Source organism: Mucilaginibacter sp. P1_A3, from assembly GCF_056406855.1.
In genome coordinates this window covers 435,232-450,972 of record NZ_JBFTZJ010000004.1, presented here as the reverse complement: position 1 = coordinate 450,972, position 15,741 = coordinate 435,232, and the positions used below count along the sequence as shown (strand labels likewise).

Here is a 15,741-nt window from a genome sequence, read left to right as displayed (position 1 = left end):
AGGCTTTTTTTGTTGCTTTATCTAAACGGCTACTGCATTAGCAACAACCATTACAGGCACTGTAAACATAAATTCAGTACCAACCCCCGGCTCGCTGGTTACCCATATTTTACCATGGCAGCGTTCAACCAGGTCTTTACAAAATAGCATGCCCATGCCAGTGCCTGACTCATTTTTGGTGCCAACTTTACTATTCACCTTACCCTTAAAAAGTTTTTCGCGCTGATCTGCAGACATGCCGACCCCGGTATCTTTTACTTTTATAGTGATTTGCTGGTCGTTATCCTGCCAGGCGGTTATCTCTATGGTATCATGCTCTCGCGAGAACTTTAAGGCATTGGTGATCAGGTTACGTATAACAATGCGGATAGAGTTGGGGTCGGCCAGGGCCGATAGATCATTAGGGATGCTATCTACCAGTTTAATGCCTTTTAACGCGGCCTGTTCCAGATAGCTGTCAATTTCAAAACTAACCAACTCCTTTATTGAAAAGTTTTTTACCGAAGCATCAAAGTTCTCCATCTGACTATTAATCCAGAACAATAAGGTATCTAAAAAGTCGGATGTGTATTCCAGTTTTTTCAATACATTGGGTATCATCTCCAGTAACTCATGGTGGCTGATGCTATCGTCCTGTAACAGATCAAACAGTCCCCGTAAAGTACTTAACGGTGCGCGCAGATCATGCGCTAAAATAGAGATAAGGCGGTCCTTTAAAACGTTCAGGTCATTTAGCTTCTCAGCCTGATCATCAATATTGGTTTTTTGTTGCAATATTTCATGATTTCTATCTTCAAGCAGGGCGTTTATCTTTTGCTGTTTGCGTTTTTGCCGGTAATAAATGCCAACGGTAACTATCATTGCCAGGATGATAATGAGGAATATAGCATTTATAAGGCGTTGGCTTTTTATTTTTTGCTGATATATCAGGTCGCGTTCGTGTTGCTGTTGGGTTAGTTGCCGCTTTTTTTCGGCAAATCCAAGTTCGTAATTATAGGAGGTGAGTTTTTGAATGCTCTCATTATCATTGACTTGATTTTTCAAGTCAATGTATTCATTCAGCAAGCGGTTGGCATCTTTAAACTTACCCAAACCTGCCATTGCCTTATTTAGCTGCAATGCCGCGTTTGAGCGTACCGATATGTTGCCTAATTTAATGGCATATATTTCACCGTGGATGGCATATTTATAGGCGTTTTTATAGTCCTTCATCAAATTATATACAGTTGCATAACCATTTAAGGCATAAGCCTGGTTGTATACAATTTTAAATTTGGTGGCTATTTGTAATGAAGTGTCAAGATAGGCTATTGCCAGTTTCATTTGGTTTTTGTTGGCATAGCACAGCCCAAGGTCGGTATAAACAGAACTCAGGCCATCTTTATCATCCTGTTTTTTAGCAATATTTATCGATTTTAGTAAATAAGTAATCGCCTCATCGTATTTACCTTGTGCAAGCAATACCTCACCAATGTTTTCATTTATGGTACCCATAGCTTGTTTGTTATTGGTGGTTTCAAACACCTGGGCGGCTTTCTTATAATTTTCAAGCGCATTTGGATATACCTCCATGCCTTGCAATACTACACCTATATCATTATAAATCTCTGCCGATGTGGTAGTGTAGCTGTTTTTCAGGGCAATAAAAAGGCCCTTGTAGTAAAAATCAAGCGCATTTGAAAGTTGTCCCTTACTAAAATAAGTAATACCAATGTTTTTATAGCAATCCGTTAATGTAGCTTCATCATTATCTCTGAGGCATATCAAACGCGCCATATCTAAATAGTTCAAAGCCAATTTATATTCGGCAAGCAGGTTGTACATGCGTCCGTATGAAATATAGCACTTGCTTAGTCCCTTATTATCATTCAGGCTTTTGAATAGGGCAATGGCTTCGTCAAAGTTTTGTTTGGCTTGTGCCGATTTACCTTTAAAATAATTTACGTGGCCGGTTTCAAGCAACCCATTGGCTATGCCGGCCCTGTATTTGATTTTTCGGGATAGCTCGATGCCTTTTTGACCGTAATAGAAAGCACTATCAGGATTGGATTTGAAATAATTCGCCGCCAGTTTGTTCAACGTATTTATGGTGGCAGTATCCGGAGTTTTTTGATGGAGCGCGGCAGGAGAAAGCGAGTTTTTGATGCTGTCGACCTCGGGATTCGATGTTGCAAATGCCGGTATAAACAAAAACAAAAAGAAAAGCATCGGCAAAAGCTTCGACGGATGAGGATTACCAGTATCGATATGTTGTGTGAATTTCAAACTCAGTTAAATAGTTAAAGTACTTTATACGAAAGTAATAGACGATTTAGTTCGGTTTATTTTTAATTAATAATTTATTGTTGTGCCTTTTGATTTTATATAAATTAGCTATTTGTTGAGCTATGAAAAAGAATATCGATCTGAAGCTAAGTGCCCCTGAAAAGGCTTTACTAAAAGTGCAAAAGATAAAAATAAGTGAGTTGGGCGGATATGCACCTGATGAAATTGCTTCCGTATTAAGAGCCCCGGCCCAACGGGCAAAAGAGATTGCTGCACTGATTGAATTTCAAAGCATCCCATCATTGGGGATCAATTTCGCTACCGAGCTGATTGATCAGGGTTATTATTCGTTACAACAATTGGAAGATAAAGATCCCGTTGAACTGTTTAATGCTTTTGAAAAACATTGCGGCGCATGGGCCGATCCGTGCGTGGAAGATTCATACCGTTTGTTAACCCACTATATTCAGCACCGGGACGATAGTAAACGCTGGTGGCATTTTACAGCTGAGCGAAAAGCTTATCGTGAAAAATATGGCTTCCCGACTGACAGGCCGGTTAAGCCATGGCATCAATTACCGCAATATCAAAAAATTTGAATGACAGTAATTGATTTCTGCGATTTGAGTTTAGCCAACTAATGTCAGACGAGCTTTTTATACGGGGGGAAATTTAAGAATCCATTTCGTACTAAAAAGTATCTTATCTAACTATAAGAAACGGGAGATTCTTAAATCTCGTTGGTGCATCGGTGATAAGCCGCGGCTCTGAGTGCCTGTGTATCTATATATATAGAATAGTAACCTTATTCTAAGCTTCTCGCGAGAACAGTCTGTACAAATCAGGGATTTTCGATGGAGCTCAATTTTGTAAATTATACATTTCCACAGGAGCGTATGGTAATGTGTAAACCAGTAAACGATGTACAGTTTACCTTCAGCACCGATGAGTGGGAAGATTTTCACGCCGCCATGGATGAAGGCATTTACATGCAGGAAGTATATTCTTTGATGGAGGGGGAAATAGATTGATAGATTTTAGATGAGGGGATTATCTGAAACAAAGCGGCGATGAAACTTGATTTCATCGCCGCTTTGTTTTTATTGAAAGTTAAGCGCTAAGGTTGCAACCAAACCAGTTTTACCCCTTTTTTACCGCTTTCTTTTGAAAGTTGTAGAGTTACATAAATATTGTTTTGTCTGTCATATTGTGATATCGCAAAAAGGCCTAATTCATGATCCCTCTTTTTTTCGGGATTGCCAAATACGTAGTCTCTTTTCAATATAGCATCTGGCCCGGTAAGCTGGTAATAAAAGCCATCGCAGTTGCTCACTCTTTCCATATCCTCAAGCTTGCCTTTTTCTTGTTTATCATTATTTTTTTCCGAATCATTAAATAATATGTAGCTTTTGGTTTTTCCATCTAAATAGGCAAATGATTTAAACTGTGTGCCTTTCTTTAATGATTGAGCTGTACCCTCCCTTGATGCCAGGTATAACAGGCCAAGATAAACCTGATTTAAAGTTTGACTTTTTCTGATCAGGTAATCGGTCATTGGTTCGCCTGTTTTACTGTAGTTAACAATAGCCATGTCTCCTAACAGGCTTATGGGAACTGTTCCATACTTACCACCGTATTCCACAGTTAATTCTTCAGATACAACGGTAAATGTGCCGTCATCATTTATGTAAAGATTTTGCGGCAAGCCCCTGAACCCTTTCTTTGAATATTGATCAATCCTTTTTGATGGTGATATAATATCAGAACGGTTTATCTTTTTTTCGTATGGGTTGATAAATGTTAAAATAGGAATGTAGCCATCAGATTTTTTCTTTTTTTCCTCAGCCATTGATAATAATAATAAAGAGTTAGTAGAAGGGTTAAACTTAGCCGCACAGTCAAAGGCGTCGAGCCCCTCCGGAAAGTTTAGTTTTGTAAAATTAACGTCCGACGATCCTTTATCAAGATTAGCCATCAATAATTCGCTTTCAGAATTGTTGGATTTGTTGTAGCCATAGGCAAATACGCATATTTTTTTGTCGCCCAAAACTACCATATCCCGGTATGCTATATATTTATATTTCCCCTCGGGCGATGCGTAAAATACTCTGTTTGTTTCCTTATTGTTAGCATCATAACTAATTATTTCAATCCGCTTGCTTCTATCCGATTCTAAAGAGTTAAAACGTGCTACAGCATAATTGTCACTATATGGGTCTTTTTTTATAAAGAACGATGGCCTTGAAATACCACCCCAGCTGGTCGCAAATTTGTCGCCAAATGTGAGTTTGTTTAATTGCTCAATATTATCCTCGCTTAATACTGCTCCCGTTTTCCCATCCAAAATAAGGCGATATAAAGTGGGGGTTTTTGAATCAACCTCGCTTATCATCAAAATAGCGTTCCCATTAATTTCAAAAATGTTTTCTATCTCGGCCTTTTTTAATTTAATGTAGGTGGGTTTAAAATTTGTAGCAGATATTTCGTGGTGTTGAGAGTCGTAAACTCTTAAATCGATACCGTCTTTTTCGGTTAACCGGAAAAATATGGTGCCTCCGCTTTTCATTTGTAAAATCTTGGCAAACCCTTCTTCAGGTTCTTTAAATACCGGTCCTTCGGCAATGAGTTTAAATTGGGCATTAGCGATGTTGAACGCTAAAATGGATAGAAATAGTAATAAGGTTTTTTTCATATTTTATAATAATAAGGAGGCTAAAGGTATAAGTAATACTTATAATCGGGGTTATGTGAAATAAACTTATATGACTATATCGTATTGATGCTACCGTTGTTTGGGATTGTTTTAAGTAAATTAATTAATATTTAATGTCTGCCCGCGACTTTTACCGATGCCGCTCCATTTTCACCATACATTCATCGGTATTTTTCCGCCGTTTACCGGAACTTTGGTCAACTTCGCCTAATAACTATTTCGTAAAGGGCTTTCTGTGTGCAATTTTGAATCAACAAATCGCAACCATCATGAAAACTTTACTTGCAATACAGATAATCCATTTGGTAATGAAGGCAGCCCAACATGCCGAATCCATCATTCACTCCATTGGTCACCTGGTAAAATAAGCCTCAACCCATAAAAGGGGCTTAAATCAAGAATTAAAAAAGGAAATAATTAACCTGGAACAGGGTGAAACCGGAAGCTTAAGGCACGATGAACCCGTAACCAAAATCATAAAAATGTAGCCTCACCCGGCTCTTATCCAACGGATAGGAGCCGGGTGAGGCTTAAAAATAATTCATGGTTATTTCATTATTCTGATGCATTTTTACGCTATGGCAAAACAACCTATTATCACTGTAAAAAACCTGGTAAAAAATTACGGCGATTTTGCAGCCGTAAAGGGTATTAGTTTTGAAGTATATGAGGGCGAGATATTTGGCCTGCTTGGGCCTAACGGCGCCGGAAAAACCACCACTCTCGAAGTAATAGAAACCCTTCGCGAAAAAACATCGGGCGAGATCACCGTTGATGGTTTCAATATTGAAACTGATAAAGACAGCATTAAACAACGCATCGGGGTACAACTACAAGCCGCAGGCTATTATCCAAATCTTAACCTGTCGGAGTTGATCGACCTGTTCTCTGGTTTGTATGGGATTGATAAAAGCCCGATGGAGATGTTGAGCAAGGTAGCACTTACCGATAAAGCCAAAGCAAAATACAAAGACCTCTCAGGCGGGCAAAAACAAAGGTTCTCCATAGCCACTACGCTTATTAATAATCCAAGGATCATTTTTTTGGATGAGCCAACTACGGGCCTTGACCCGCAGGCCCGCCGCAATCTTTGGGATCTGATCCGCGAGATTCGCGACCAGGGGACTACTGTTGTAATCACCACGCATTATATGGATGAAGCTGAAGTATTGTGTGATCGTGTGGCTTTTGTTGATGGCGGCCGCATTATTGGTATTGATACGCCCGATCATTTTATTGATCAGTTGGTCGCATCCGGTTTCGAACGCAAGAAGCAAGTAAAGTTGGCCAACCTGGAAGATGTATTTATAAAACTTACGGGTAAGGAGTGGAGAGAAGGGTAGCCCCGGCCCCCTGAAGGGGGAGCAAGTTTGCAGTTTTAAGTTGGCAGTTTAGGAGCCAAAAAACTATGGATGGATTACGCTGCAACCAAATGACCTGGCGATACTTCGCCAAAAAAGACCAATGAACTAATGAACAATTGAACCAATGAACCAAAATCCAAAATACAGCAATACAAAAGCAACCCTTGCTATTGCCAAAGCAAGTTTCCGGTCGATACTGCGCAGTCCTTCGGCGGTGGTGTTTACATTGGCTTTTCCTTTAATTTTCATTATTGTTTTTGCCAATATTGGTGGCGGTGGTGTTAAGGTTGATGTGGGCGTGGCTAAAACCAGCGATACCTTAAGCCCGGTTTACCAGGCGCTTAAAAACATAAAGGTTGTTCATTTGATACAGGATCAAACAGCGGAGGATATGAAGGGCAACCTGGCAAAGGGCATTATTGATGCCGTGGTTGATATTCATAAAAACAATGCGCAACCCATCTATACCATAAATGTACAGTATACCAAAGCATCTGCCGAAAAGGGTAATATTTTGCGGTCGGTTCTGAGCAATATTTACTATAATATTAATAGCAGAAGCCTTGGTGCTACCCCGCCTGTTGCCGAGATCAAAGAAACCACCGTATCGGGTCGTGAATACAAATACATCGATTTTATTTTACCCGGTCAGTTGGGCTTCTCTATCTTAAGCAGTGGTGTTTTTGGTACAGCCTTTGTGTTTTTAAGCCTGCGTTTAACGCTGGTGATCAAGCGTTTTTTTGCTACGCCGGTAAAACGCTCCAGCATAGTTTTGGGCGAGGCTTTGGCCCGTATCACCTTCTCGTTATTAGGCGCGTTGTTTATTATCCTGGTAGGCCATTACCTGTTTGGTTTCACGCTGATACATGGCGTAATTACGGTATTGAATATGCTGGTGCTCTCCACCTTAGGGCTTATCATATTTATGGGGTTTGGGTTTATTATATCGGGCATTGCCAAAAACGAAAGTACGGTTCCGCCGCTTTCCAATATCATCACCATGCCCCAGTTTTTATTATCGGGAACTTTCTTTTCGGTAACGGCATTCCCCAAATGGCTGCAGGCAATCAGTAACGTGCTGCCGTTAACGCATCTCAACAACGCCATGCGCAAAGTAGCCTTTGAAGGTGCAGGTTTAGGCGATGTAACTCATCAGCTTTTGATACTGCTCGTTTGGTTTGTAATTACTTACGCGGTTGCAGTGAAGACGTTTAAATGGGAGTAATAGGAATCAGGAAGTCTTCTGGTGTTTCTATCTAAGAGGCTGTCTGAAATTTGATTCATTAATGTTTTCATGCTTCTAATGAAGAGCATATTTTCGCGTCATTGCGAGGTACGAAGCAATCTCCCCGTAGTCAGATCGACCTTATGCCCCCCCTGTACAGCTTAGAGAATGCTTCGTACCTCGTAATGACGATTTTTAAGGCCTATTATCGCAAAAACTTAACATTAATTTAACATTAACACTCCTGTATTTAACATTGAGATAACATTAAGGAAATACATTTGCAGAATTAAACTCCTGTAATGATGTATAAAGTGTTTATTAATATTGTTTTAGTGTTTGTTTTATTAACGGTGTGTTCAATTACTGTTAAGGCGCAGGATTCCAAACTGGGTACCTGGGGTATTGCCACCGTAGTTTTACCTGGCGATAGCAGCCATAAATGGGGTGGATATTCGGAACTGCAAACGCGTACTAATGGTGCATTTACCCAATTCCAGTATTACGAAGCTAAGGCGGGTGTAAGTTATGATCTGGACAGAAATTTTACCGCATTATTAGGTACCGGTACTTACCATACTTATGACTATACAGATTTAGGTAAAGGCCCTACTACAAACGAGTTTCGGTTATGGGAGCAAATGACCGTTAACCAATTTCTTTATCGCTTTAAATTCGAGCATCGTTACCGTGTAGAGCAACGCTGGGTAAATGGTGATTTCAGAAACCGATTCAGGTACAGGTTAAACCTGTTTATCCCTTTAAATAATACCAAAATTGTAGCCAAAACGCTGTTTATATCTGTTTTTGATGAGGTGTTTTTTAATAACAAAGCCCCCAATTTTGAACGTAATCGTGTATCAGCAGCATTAGGTTATCAGTTTGATAAAAAATGGATAGTACAGGCAGGTTGGATAAACCAGCACAATTACACGCTTACGCAAAGTAGCGGTAAAAATAATATTATGTTAATGTTAATGTATCGCATTGGTCGCAAAAATGCGGTTGAGCAAGAGCATGTTCCTACAACAACAGATTAAGAATTATAACAAATACGAAATTTCCATTGTGATTTCTTGTTTTTGCTATTAACTTAGCCGCCGGTTTACAAATTACAAATATCTGACAATAAAGAAATGAGCTTAATAATTGACGTACACGCCCGCCAGATTTTAGATTCGCGCGGTAACCCTACTATCGAAGTAGAAGTATTAACTGAGAATGGTGCATTCGGTCGCGCCGCGGTACCTTCAGGTGCATCAACCGGTATACACGAGGCTGTTGAACTTCGCGATGACGATAAAACAAAATACATGGGTAAAGGCGTGTTAAAGGCCGTTGCCAACGTAAATGACATTTTAGCTCCGGAATTAAAAGGTATTGATGTTTTTGACCAAAACACCATTGATGCGTTAATGATTGAGATTGATGGCACCGAAAACAAAGGTAAAATTGGCGCTAACGCTATATTAGGTGTTTCTTTAGCAGTTGCAAAAGCAGCAGCACAGGAAAGCCGCCAGCCTTTATACCGCTACATTGGTGGTGTAAATGCAAACACATTGCCTATCCCGATGATGAATATCGTTAACGGTGGTTCACACTCTGATGCTCCTATCGCTTTCCAGGAATTTATGATCATGCCGGTTGGCGCGCCATCTTTTTCTGAAGCATTACGTTGGGGTACCGAAGTATTCCACAACCTGAAAAAGATCCTTCACGATCGTGGCTTATCTACAGCTGTTGGTGATGAAGGTGGTTTTGCTCCAACTTTTGACAGCACCGAAGATGGTGTTGAAACTATTTTAAAAGCTATTGAAAAAGCTGGTTACAAAGCTGGCGAAGATATTTTCATCGCGTTTGACTGTGCTGCTTCTGAGTTTTACAAAGATGGCAAATACGATTACACTAAGTTTGAAGGCGAAAAAGGTGCTATCCGCACCAGCGCTCAGCAAGCTGATTATCTTGCAGAGCTTGTAGCTAAATACCCTGTTATTTCGATAGAAGATGGTATGGCTGAGGATGATTGGGATGGCTGGAAAATTTTAACCGAAAAGCTTGGTAAAACTGTGCAGCTGGTAGGTGATGATTTATTTGTTACCAACACCAAACGTTTACAACGCGGTATTAACGAAGATACAGCAAACTCTATATTGGTTAAGGTAAACCAGATTGGTTCGTTAACCGAAACCATTAACGCGGTAACTTTGGCGCAAACTAATGGCTATACCTCTGTAATGAGTCACCGTTCTGGCGAAACTGAAGATGCAACCATTGCTGATTTAGCTGTAGCATTAAATTGCGGTCAGATCAAAACCGGTTCGGCTTCACGTTCAGACAGGATCGCTAAATACAACCAATTGCTTCGTATTGAAGAAGAATTAGGCAGCAATGCAAAATTCATTGGTAAAGATTTTAAATTCTACAAAAAATAATTTAACCTTATTAAAGAGCCATCTGCATAAAACAGATGGCTCTTTTTTATTTAAACCTATATATCAACCACAGTATTTTCGGTTGATAATTAAAGTAACTCCTGTTACGTTATATACTAATACCAGTAATTGAATTTTGATGAATAAGAAAAGGATTTCGCGCGGATTGGGTTTATTGTTGCTTTTAGCTTTCGTTATTGGTTTTGACAGGGTTACAAAAATATATGTTAGGGATCATATCCATTTTTCTATCGTGATCACCGTTATAAAGGATTTTTTAACCATTACCAGGGTTGAAAATACCGGCGCGTTTTTAAGCCTGGGTACTTCTCTGCAAAATCCATGGCGCTTTATAATTCTCAACCTTTTACCAGCGATAGCACTTGTTTGGGGTTTGCTTTATGTATTAATTAAACCTAATCTGCACCTGCTCAACCAGGTTGGTATTATAACCATTTTGGCTGGTGGTATGGGCAACCTGTATGACAGGGCTGTTTACGGAAGCGTAACCGATTTTGTACACATGAATTTTGGCATTTTTGAAACCGGCATATTTAACATAGCCGATGTAGCCATCATGATTGGTGTAGGCATATTACTGTTAAACGCTTATCTGCGTGAGCGAGATGAGAAGAAACAGGCTTCGGACGAGAAACCGGTTACGGTTTAAGTATCTATCCCCCTTTGCACATCTGGAAGCTGAGGTGACATACGCAAACAGCTTCCTGAATCCGCATATTTGTGCACCTAATATTATCTAAGATTAAAACTGTATCTTTGCAGAAATTTAATGCCTTAATTAAAACATGAGGACATTAGCAATCTATAATAGTACCAGCACATCTGCACATCTGAAATTTGCACATCTGCACATTTAAAGAATCATGTCATTCGAAAATTTAAAATTGATTGAGCCTCTCCTCAAGGCCTTAAAAACTGAGGGATATACAACCCCAACTCCAATACAAGCGCAAGCTATTCCTATTGTACTAAACCATCGCGACCTGTTGGGATGCGCGCAAACAGGTACCGGTAAAACGGCTGCATTTGCACTACCTACCTTACAGTTGTTGTACGAGGATAGGATGGCTCATAAAGAGCAAAAAACCATCAAGGCTTTGGTTTTAACACCAACCCGTGAGCTGGCCATACAAATTGCCGAAAGCTTTACTGCTTACGGTAAAAATACCGGACTGAAAAACCTGGTTATATTTGGTGGTGTATCACAAAATCCACAGGTTGATGCCTTACGTCGTGGTGTTGATATATTGATAGCAACTCCGGGCCGTTTGTTGGATTTAATGAACCAACGCTTTGTACACCTTGAGCACGTTAAAATGCTGATATTGGATGAAGCCGACCGTATGTTGGATATGGGTTTTGTAAATGATGTAAAAAAGATCATTGCCAAAGTTCCTTCAAAAAGACAAACGCTGTTTTTCTCGGCTACAATGCCTAATGAGATCCAGTCTTTGGCTAATACTATATTAACTAATCCGGAAAAGGTTGAGGTTACACCGGTTTCATCAACTGCCGATACCATACAACAGTCATTATTTTACGTACAGAAAAACGACAAAAAATCATTGTTGGTCCATATATTAAAAGACAAAGAAATTAAAACCGCGTTGGTTTTTACCCGTACCAAACATGGTGCCGATAAAGTGGTAAAAGATCTTGTGCGGGTTGGTATAACCGCCGAAGCTATTCACGGTAACAAATCACAAAACGCGCGTCAGCGGGCGTTAACCAACTTTAAAAACCGTACTACACGTGTACTAATAGCTACAGATATTGCCGCCCGCGGTATTGATATTGACGAGCTTACCCACGTTATTAACTACGAGTTACCAAACATTCCAGAAACTTATGTGCATCGTATTGGCCGTACCGGCCGCGCGGGTGCAAATGGCATAGCACTATCTTTTTGCGATGAAGAAGAGATCCTGTTTTTAAGGGATATTCATAAACTTATAGCTAAAGAAATTCCTGTTGAAGAAGAGCATCCATACCCTATGAGCCCTGTAGCCATGACAGCAACCTTAATGGCTGGTCAATCCAAAAAAGGATCGGGCAGCTTTAAACGCGACAGCGGCCGGGGCGGAAGCGGACGTAAACCATCAGGTGGCGGCGGCAGGCCGGCCGGTGGCGGAAGTCGCTCAGGTGGCAGCGGTATGAGTGGTGCAAGCCGTTCTTCGGGCAGGAGGTAAGTTATTGAGTTATTGGTTGATTAGGTTAAGTTGTTAGTTTTTTAGACTTAAATAGCCCAATCAACCAATAATTTGTTCAGCTGCCCGCTACTGAGCTTAAAAAATTTGTTTCCTTCAGAAAAAATAAATAGCTTTAAATGAAAATCATAGAGCTCATATCAATGCAACGCCTCATAAGCCTTTTTAAGAATAAATTCTTTTTGGTTACGTTGGCTTTTTTAGTGTGGATGATATTTTTTGATAAGAACGATCTGTTCTCGCAGTATGAGTATCGCCACCAGGTAACTAAACTAAAGCAGGAACGAGATTTTTATAAAGCAGAAACCGACCAGGTAACTAAAGAACTAAACGAGCTTAGCTCGAATCCGCAGCAACTGGAAAAATTCGCCCGGGAAAAATATCTCATGAAAAAAGATAATGAGGATGTTTACCTGGTAGTACCGGAGAAAACGGATAAGTAGAATCAAGAAATTAGAGTCAAGATATTTAATAGCGATGGGTTTAAACCTGTCGCTATTTTTTTGTGATAAAATATGAGGAGCAGAGGCCCAAGAGCGATTCCCTCCCAACGGGAGGGTGCAGGGAGGGGTTTCTGCGACATTAGAGCAAGCGCTACTGCTTTAATAAACCCGGGTCAAAAGTGTGATGAAATTAATAAAAGCAGAGGCCTCGTGCGATTCCCTCCCAACGGGAGGGTGCAGGGAGGGGTTTCTGCGACATTAAAGCAAGCGTTATTATTTTAATAAATCCAGGTTAAAATCCTTAGGTAATTTAATAGAAAGATCACTCCTGATAATTTCAATTACTTTACTCTCAAGAGTTCTTAATACATTAAGCATATCGTTTTTCATTTCGGATTCTGTAAAACGTAAAAACTGTATTCCAAAGCTTTCTAATTTTTGCTGTCTTATTTCATCTTTGGCAAATGCCTCTTCATTATTGTGCGACATGCCGTCAATTTCAATAGCCAGCATTAAATCCTTACAGTAAAAGTCAATTATATAATTGTCGATAAAGCGTTGGCGATCGAAATCGAATCCTAATAGTTTATCATTTTTTAATTCATTCCATAATAATAACTCGCCGTCGGTCATGTTTTTACGAAGCTTGCGAGCAAGGGCTTTTAAAATTGAGTTGTATGGAATGATCTTCTTAGCCATGGTAGTGCTGTTTTATGCCGCTTTAAGAAACCCCTCCCTGCACCCTCCCGTTGGGAGGGAATCGCACAAGGCCTCTGCTTTTGAATTGCTATGTTTAGCACTATTAAGCTTCTTTTTTCTTGATTCCTGACTCTAACCTCTTGATTCTAACTTAAACCTCTCCTTCACGCTTCCTTAAAAACCACTCCGCACATAGTAATAGAAGTATTAGTACAAACAGCCATTTTACATCAATAATGTCGGCGTAATGTTTGTCTTCATACACAACGGTTTTGATATTGTCATTCTTGCGGATTAGGTCTGCAAGTTGGTTTATTTGCGACGGCTGCAGCATTTGGCCTCCACTTTGTTTAGCAAGCGTGTTAAGCAGTTGGTGATTCGCGGCGCTTTGGCGGGTTTCCAGGTTAAGGGCCTTTACAGTTAGCTGTCCGCTGGCCTTAAATAGGTTTTTGCCGTTTTGGGTTGATGCATTGTAAGTGTATTCGCCAACGGGTAGGGTGCCAGCATCCAGTTGGTAGCTTTGCCCGCTGCGACTAAACAGGAAGCTATAGTTTTTGCCGCCTCCGCTTTTCAGGTCGATTTTAACATCGGGGGTGTTGATGAGTTCGAGGGCATCATTATAAAGTTCGGCGTTAAGGATTACATTTTCCCCTTCATCAAATATAGTACGTGCAGGGTAAACCCTAAAGCGCTGGCGGTTGGCGTTGGCGGTTAAGTATTGTACGGTTTGGCTCAACAGTTCATCTGTAGCATTACGGTTGCCATAGTTTTGATATTCGGCTAATTGCCAGCGCCAGATGCCTTCACCGCTTAGCACAGCTGTGCGTCTGCCTGCTTCATCTCCAAATGCAAGTAATGGATAGGTGGTAGTAACAGCGCCAATTTTTTGTCGCAGCAAAATATTTGTTCCTGTTGATGTTCCGTAGCTGCCGAAGGGCGCCAGTAGCGGCGGTAGTGTGGCAATCTTTTTACGGGACGAATCGGATAGGGTAAAGGCTGTGAAACCTGCTTCGGGCAGGGCATAAACTTCTTGCGTTTCGCTTCGGCCCGCGCTTATTTTTACTACATTTTGTTCGGCATTAAAAGCCGGCAGGTTACTTTGCGAACCTATGATGTACCAAACAGGTATTTTGCTTTTGGCGATGAAGTTTTTTACCGGTTCAATATTACCTGCGTTTACCTGGTAAAGGATTATTAAACTATAATCTGCCAGTTTAACGCCCGCCATATCTGGTAGCAGCACAGTTTTTACTTCAAAGTTTTTGTTGGTTTCTATAGCTTGTTTAATAACAGTGATATCCGGGTGAGCACTTTGGTAAAGCGCCAGTACCTTTTGCCGTGCATCCAGCACATCTATGTAAATAATTTCGGTATTGTTTTGGGTAGATAGCTCGTTTTTAACGGGGGCTATGCTGATGGTAAATTTTCTTAGCCCCTTCTTATCTGCAGTTAATTTTATGGGGACAAGCCATTTAAAATCAGCACCGGTTACTGGAATGGTTTGAGCGAAAACCTGTTTGCCATCTTCATTAACGGTTAGGCGCATGTTTTCGCCTTTGCTTTGATAGGCTGCCGTTAAAACCTCCACTTCAAAATCGTTGCCTAAAAAAGCGGTTTTGTTATAGTTTACATTGTCTATCAACAAATCGCGTTTGGCGGTGGTATCGCCCAGTGCAATGGTATAGATGCTGGTCTTGATGTTTTTGGCCTCGTATTGCGGATCGTCTCCCTGGTTATATACGCCATCGGTAGCCAAAACTAAAGCGCCTATGTTTTGATTTACAAATTTGTTATTCAGCTGGCGCAGGGCATTGGCAATATCGGTTTGTTTACCATTGAATTTATTGGAGAGGCCATTGTTCAGGTCTTTATCAAAATTAAATTCCTGTACATCGTATTTGTCACCAAGTTCCTGTTTCAATTTAGCCAGATCGGCAATGAATTTATCAGAATTGAAGCCGGGAGCTTTAAATGTGTTGATGGATGAAGAATTATCCTGCGCAACTAATACCAATGGTTTCTGCGGATCGTATTTTGTCGACTTGACCAATGGTGAAACCAGCAGCATCGCGATAAAAAATACCACCACTGCCCGGGTAACCGAAAGTCCGTATCTGAAATATTTGCCGAGGTTAACCGGTTGCCGGTAAAGTAACCATGCGTACAGTGCCCCCAATACCAAACAGGCAGGCACCCACCATCCTGAAACCGAACCCCATGTTAGTGAAAATTGCATATAAGTTTACGTATTACGCAATACGTTTTACGTTCACCTGCAAAATGCGAAATTATTGTGAAATGATTGGAATTAGTTTTAAGGTAGGGGGTATTAAACAAGTAAGGCAAGCTAAAAGCTTGCCTTACTAAAATAT

General features: G+C 40.5%; 13 protein-coding genes. 9 read left to right on the top strand and 4 right to left on the bottom strand.

What is annotated here, in order from left to right; genetic code table 11:
- Nucleotides 1-21 precede the first annotated feature (21 nt).
- Nucleotides 22-2,265 carry an ATP-binding protein gene (locus AC1D0K_RS10770; protein ID WP_477394786.1) on the bottom strand — a complete coding sequence of 748 codons (2,244 nt, stop codon included), beginning with the start codon at nt 2,263-2,265 and terminating at the stop codon, nt 22-24.
- 122 nt (nt 2,266-2,387) lie between these two features.
- Between AC1D0K_RS10770 and AC1D0K_RS10765 the strand changes: the two genes are divergently transcribed.
- Together AC1D0K_RS10765 and AC1D0K_RS10760 are read left to right on the top strand one after the other, a co-directional pair.
- A complete protein-coding gene (locus AC1D0K_RS10765; RefSeq protein WP_477394788.1) occupies nt 2,388-2,864 on the top strand; it encodes a helix-hairpin-helix domain-containing protein in 477 nt (158 codons plus the stop codon).
- A 255-nt stretch (nt 2,865-3,119) separates the two neighbouring features.
- Complete coding sequence (locus AC1D0K_RS10760; RefSeq protein WP_477394789.1) at nt 3,120-3,296, top strand: hypothetical protein; 177 nt, start codon at nt 3,120-3,122, stop codon at nt 3,294-3,296.
- 86 nt (nt 3,297-3,382) lie between these two features.
- Here AC1D0K_RS10760 and AC1D0K_RS10755 read toward each other — a convergent pair whose 3' ends face one another.
- Nucleotides 3,383-4,957, bottom strand: coding sequence for a hypothetical protein (locus tag AC1D0K_RS10755; RefSeq protein WP_477394791.1), 1,575 nt, complete (start codon nt 4,955-4,957; stop codon nt 3,383-3,385).
- Between the two features lie 599 nt (nt 4,958-5,556).
- On the opposite strand from AC1D0K_RS10755, the gene AC1D0K_RS10750 reads away from it, so the two are divergent.
- The 7 genes from AC1D0K_RS10750 (at nt 5,557) to AC1D0K_RS10720 (ending at nt 12,670) form a co-directional block, all read left to right on the top strand.
- The gene (locus AC1D0K_RS10750) at nt 5,557-6,321 is read left to right on the top strand and encodes an ABC transporter ATP-binding protein (protein ID WP_295718383.1); all 765 of its coding nucleotides are present in this window, start codon (nt 5,557-5,559) and stop codon (nt 6,319-6,321) included.
- Nucleotides 6,322-6,466: 145 nt separating this feature from the next.
- On the top strand, nt 6,467-7,567 hold the full coding sequence (locus tag AC1D0K_RS10745) for an ABC transporter permease (protein WP_477394794.1): 1,101 nt from the start codon (nt 6,467-6,469) through the stop codon (nt 7,565-7,567).
- A 302-nt stretch (nt 7,568-7,869) separates the two neighbouring features.
- Nucleotides 7,870-8,607 (top strand): DUF2490 domain-containing protein, encoded by a 738-nt coding sequence (locus AC1D0K_RS10740; RefSeq protein ID WP_477394796.1) that lies wholly within the window; start codon nt 7,870-7,872, stop codon nt 8,605-8,607.
- A gap of 96 nt (nt 8,608-8,703) precedes the next feature.
- Nucleotides 8,704-9,999, top strand: a complete 1,296-nt coding sequence (gene eno, locus AC1D0K_RS10735; RefSeq protein ID WP_295718391.1) for a phosphopyruvate hydratase — start codon at nt 8,704-8,706, stop codon at nt 9,997-9,999.
- 139 nt (nt 10,000-10,138) lie between these two features.
- The gene (lspA, locus tag AC1D0K_RS10730; RefSeq protein WP_295718393.1) at nt 10,139-10,669 is read left to right on the top strand and encodes a signal peptidase II; all 531 of its coding nucleotides are present in this window, start codon (nt 10,139-10,141) and stop codon (nt 10,667-10,669) included.
- Between the two features lie 214 nt (nt 10,670-10,883).
- The gene (locus AC1D0K_RS10725; protein ID WP_477394799.1) at nt 10,884-12,209 is read left to right on the top strand and encodes a DEAD/DEAH box helicase; all 1,326 of its coding nucleotides are present in this window, start codon (nt 10,884-10,886) and stop codon (nt 12,207-12,209) included.
- Nucleotides 12,210-12,346: 137 nt separating this feature from the next.
- Nucleotides 12,347-12,670: an FtsB family cell division protein gene (locus tag AC1D0K_RS10720; RefSeq protein ID WP_477394801.1), complete on the top strand. Its 324-nt coding sequence runs from the start codon at nt 12,347-12,349 to the stop codon at nt 12,668-12,670.
- 273 nt (nt 12,671-12,943) lie between these two features.
- On the opposite strand, the gene AC1D0K_RS10715 is transcribed toward AC1D0K_RS10720, so the two are convergent.
- Both AC1D0K_RS10715 and AC1D0K_RS10710 read right to left on the bottom strand, forming a co-directional pair.
- Nucleotides 12,944-13,369, bottom strand: coding sequence for an endonuclease domain-containing protein (locus AC1D0K_RS10715; RefSeq protein ID WP_477394803.1), 426 nt, complete (start codon nt 13,367-13,369; stop codon nt 12,944-12,946).
- A gap of 151 nt (nt 13,370-13,520) precedes the next feature.
- Nucleotides 13,521-15,605: a hypothetical protein gene (locus tag AC1D0K_RS10710; RefSeq protein WP_477394806.1), complete on the bottom strand. Its 2,085-nt coding sequence runs from the start codon at nt 15,603-15,605 to the stop codon at nt 13,521-13,523.
- Between the last annotated feature and the right edge of the window lie 136 nt (nt 15,606-15,741).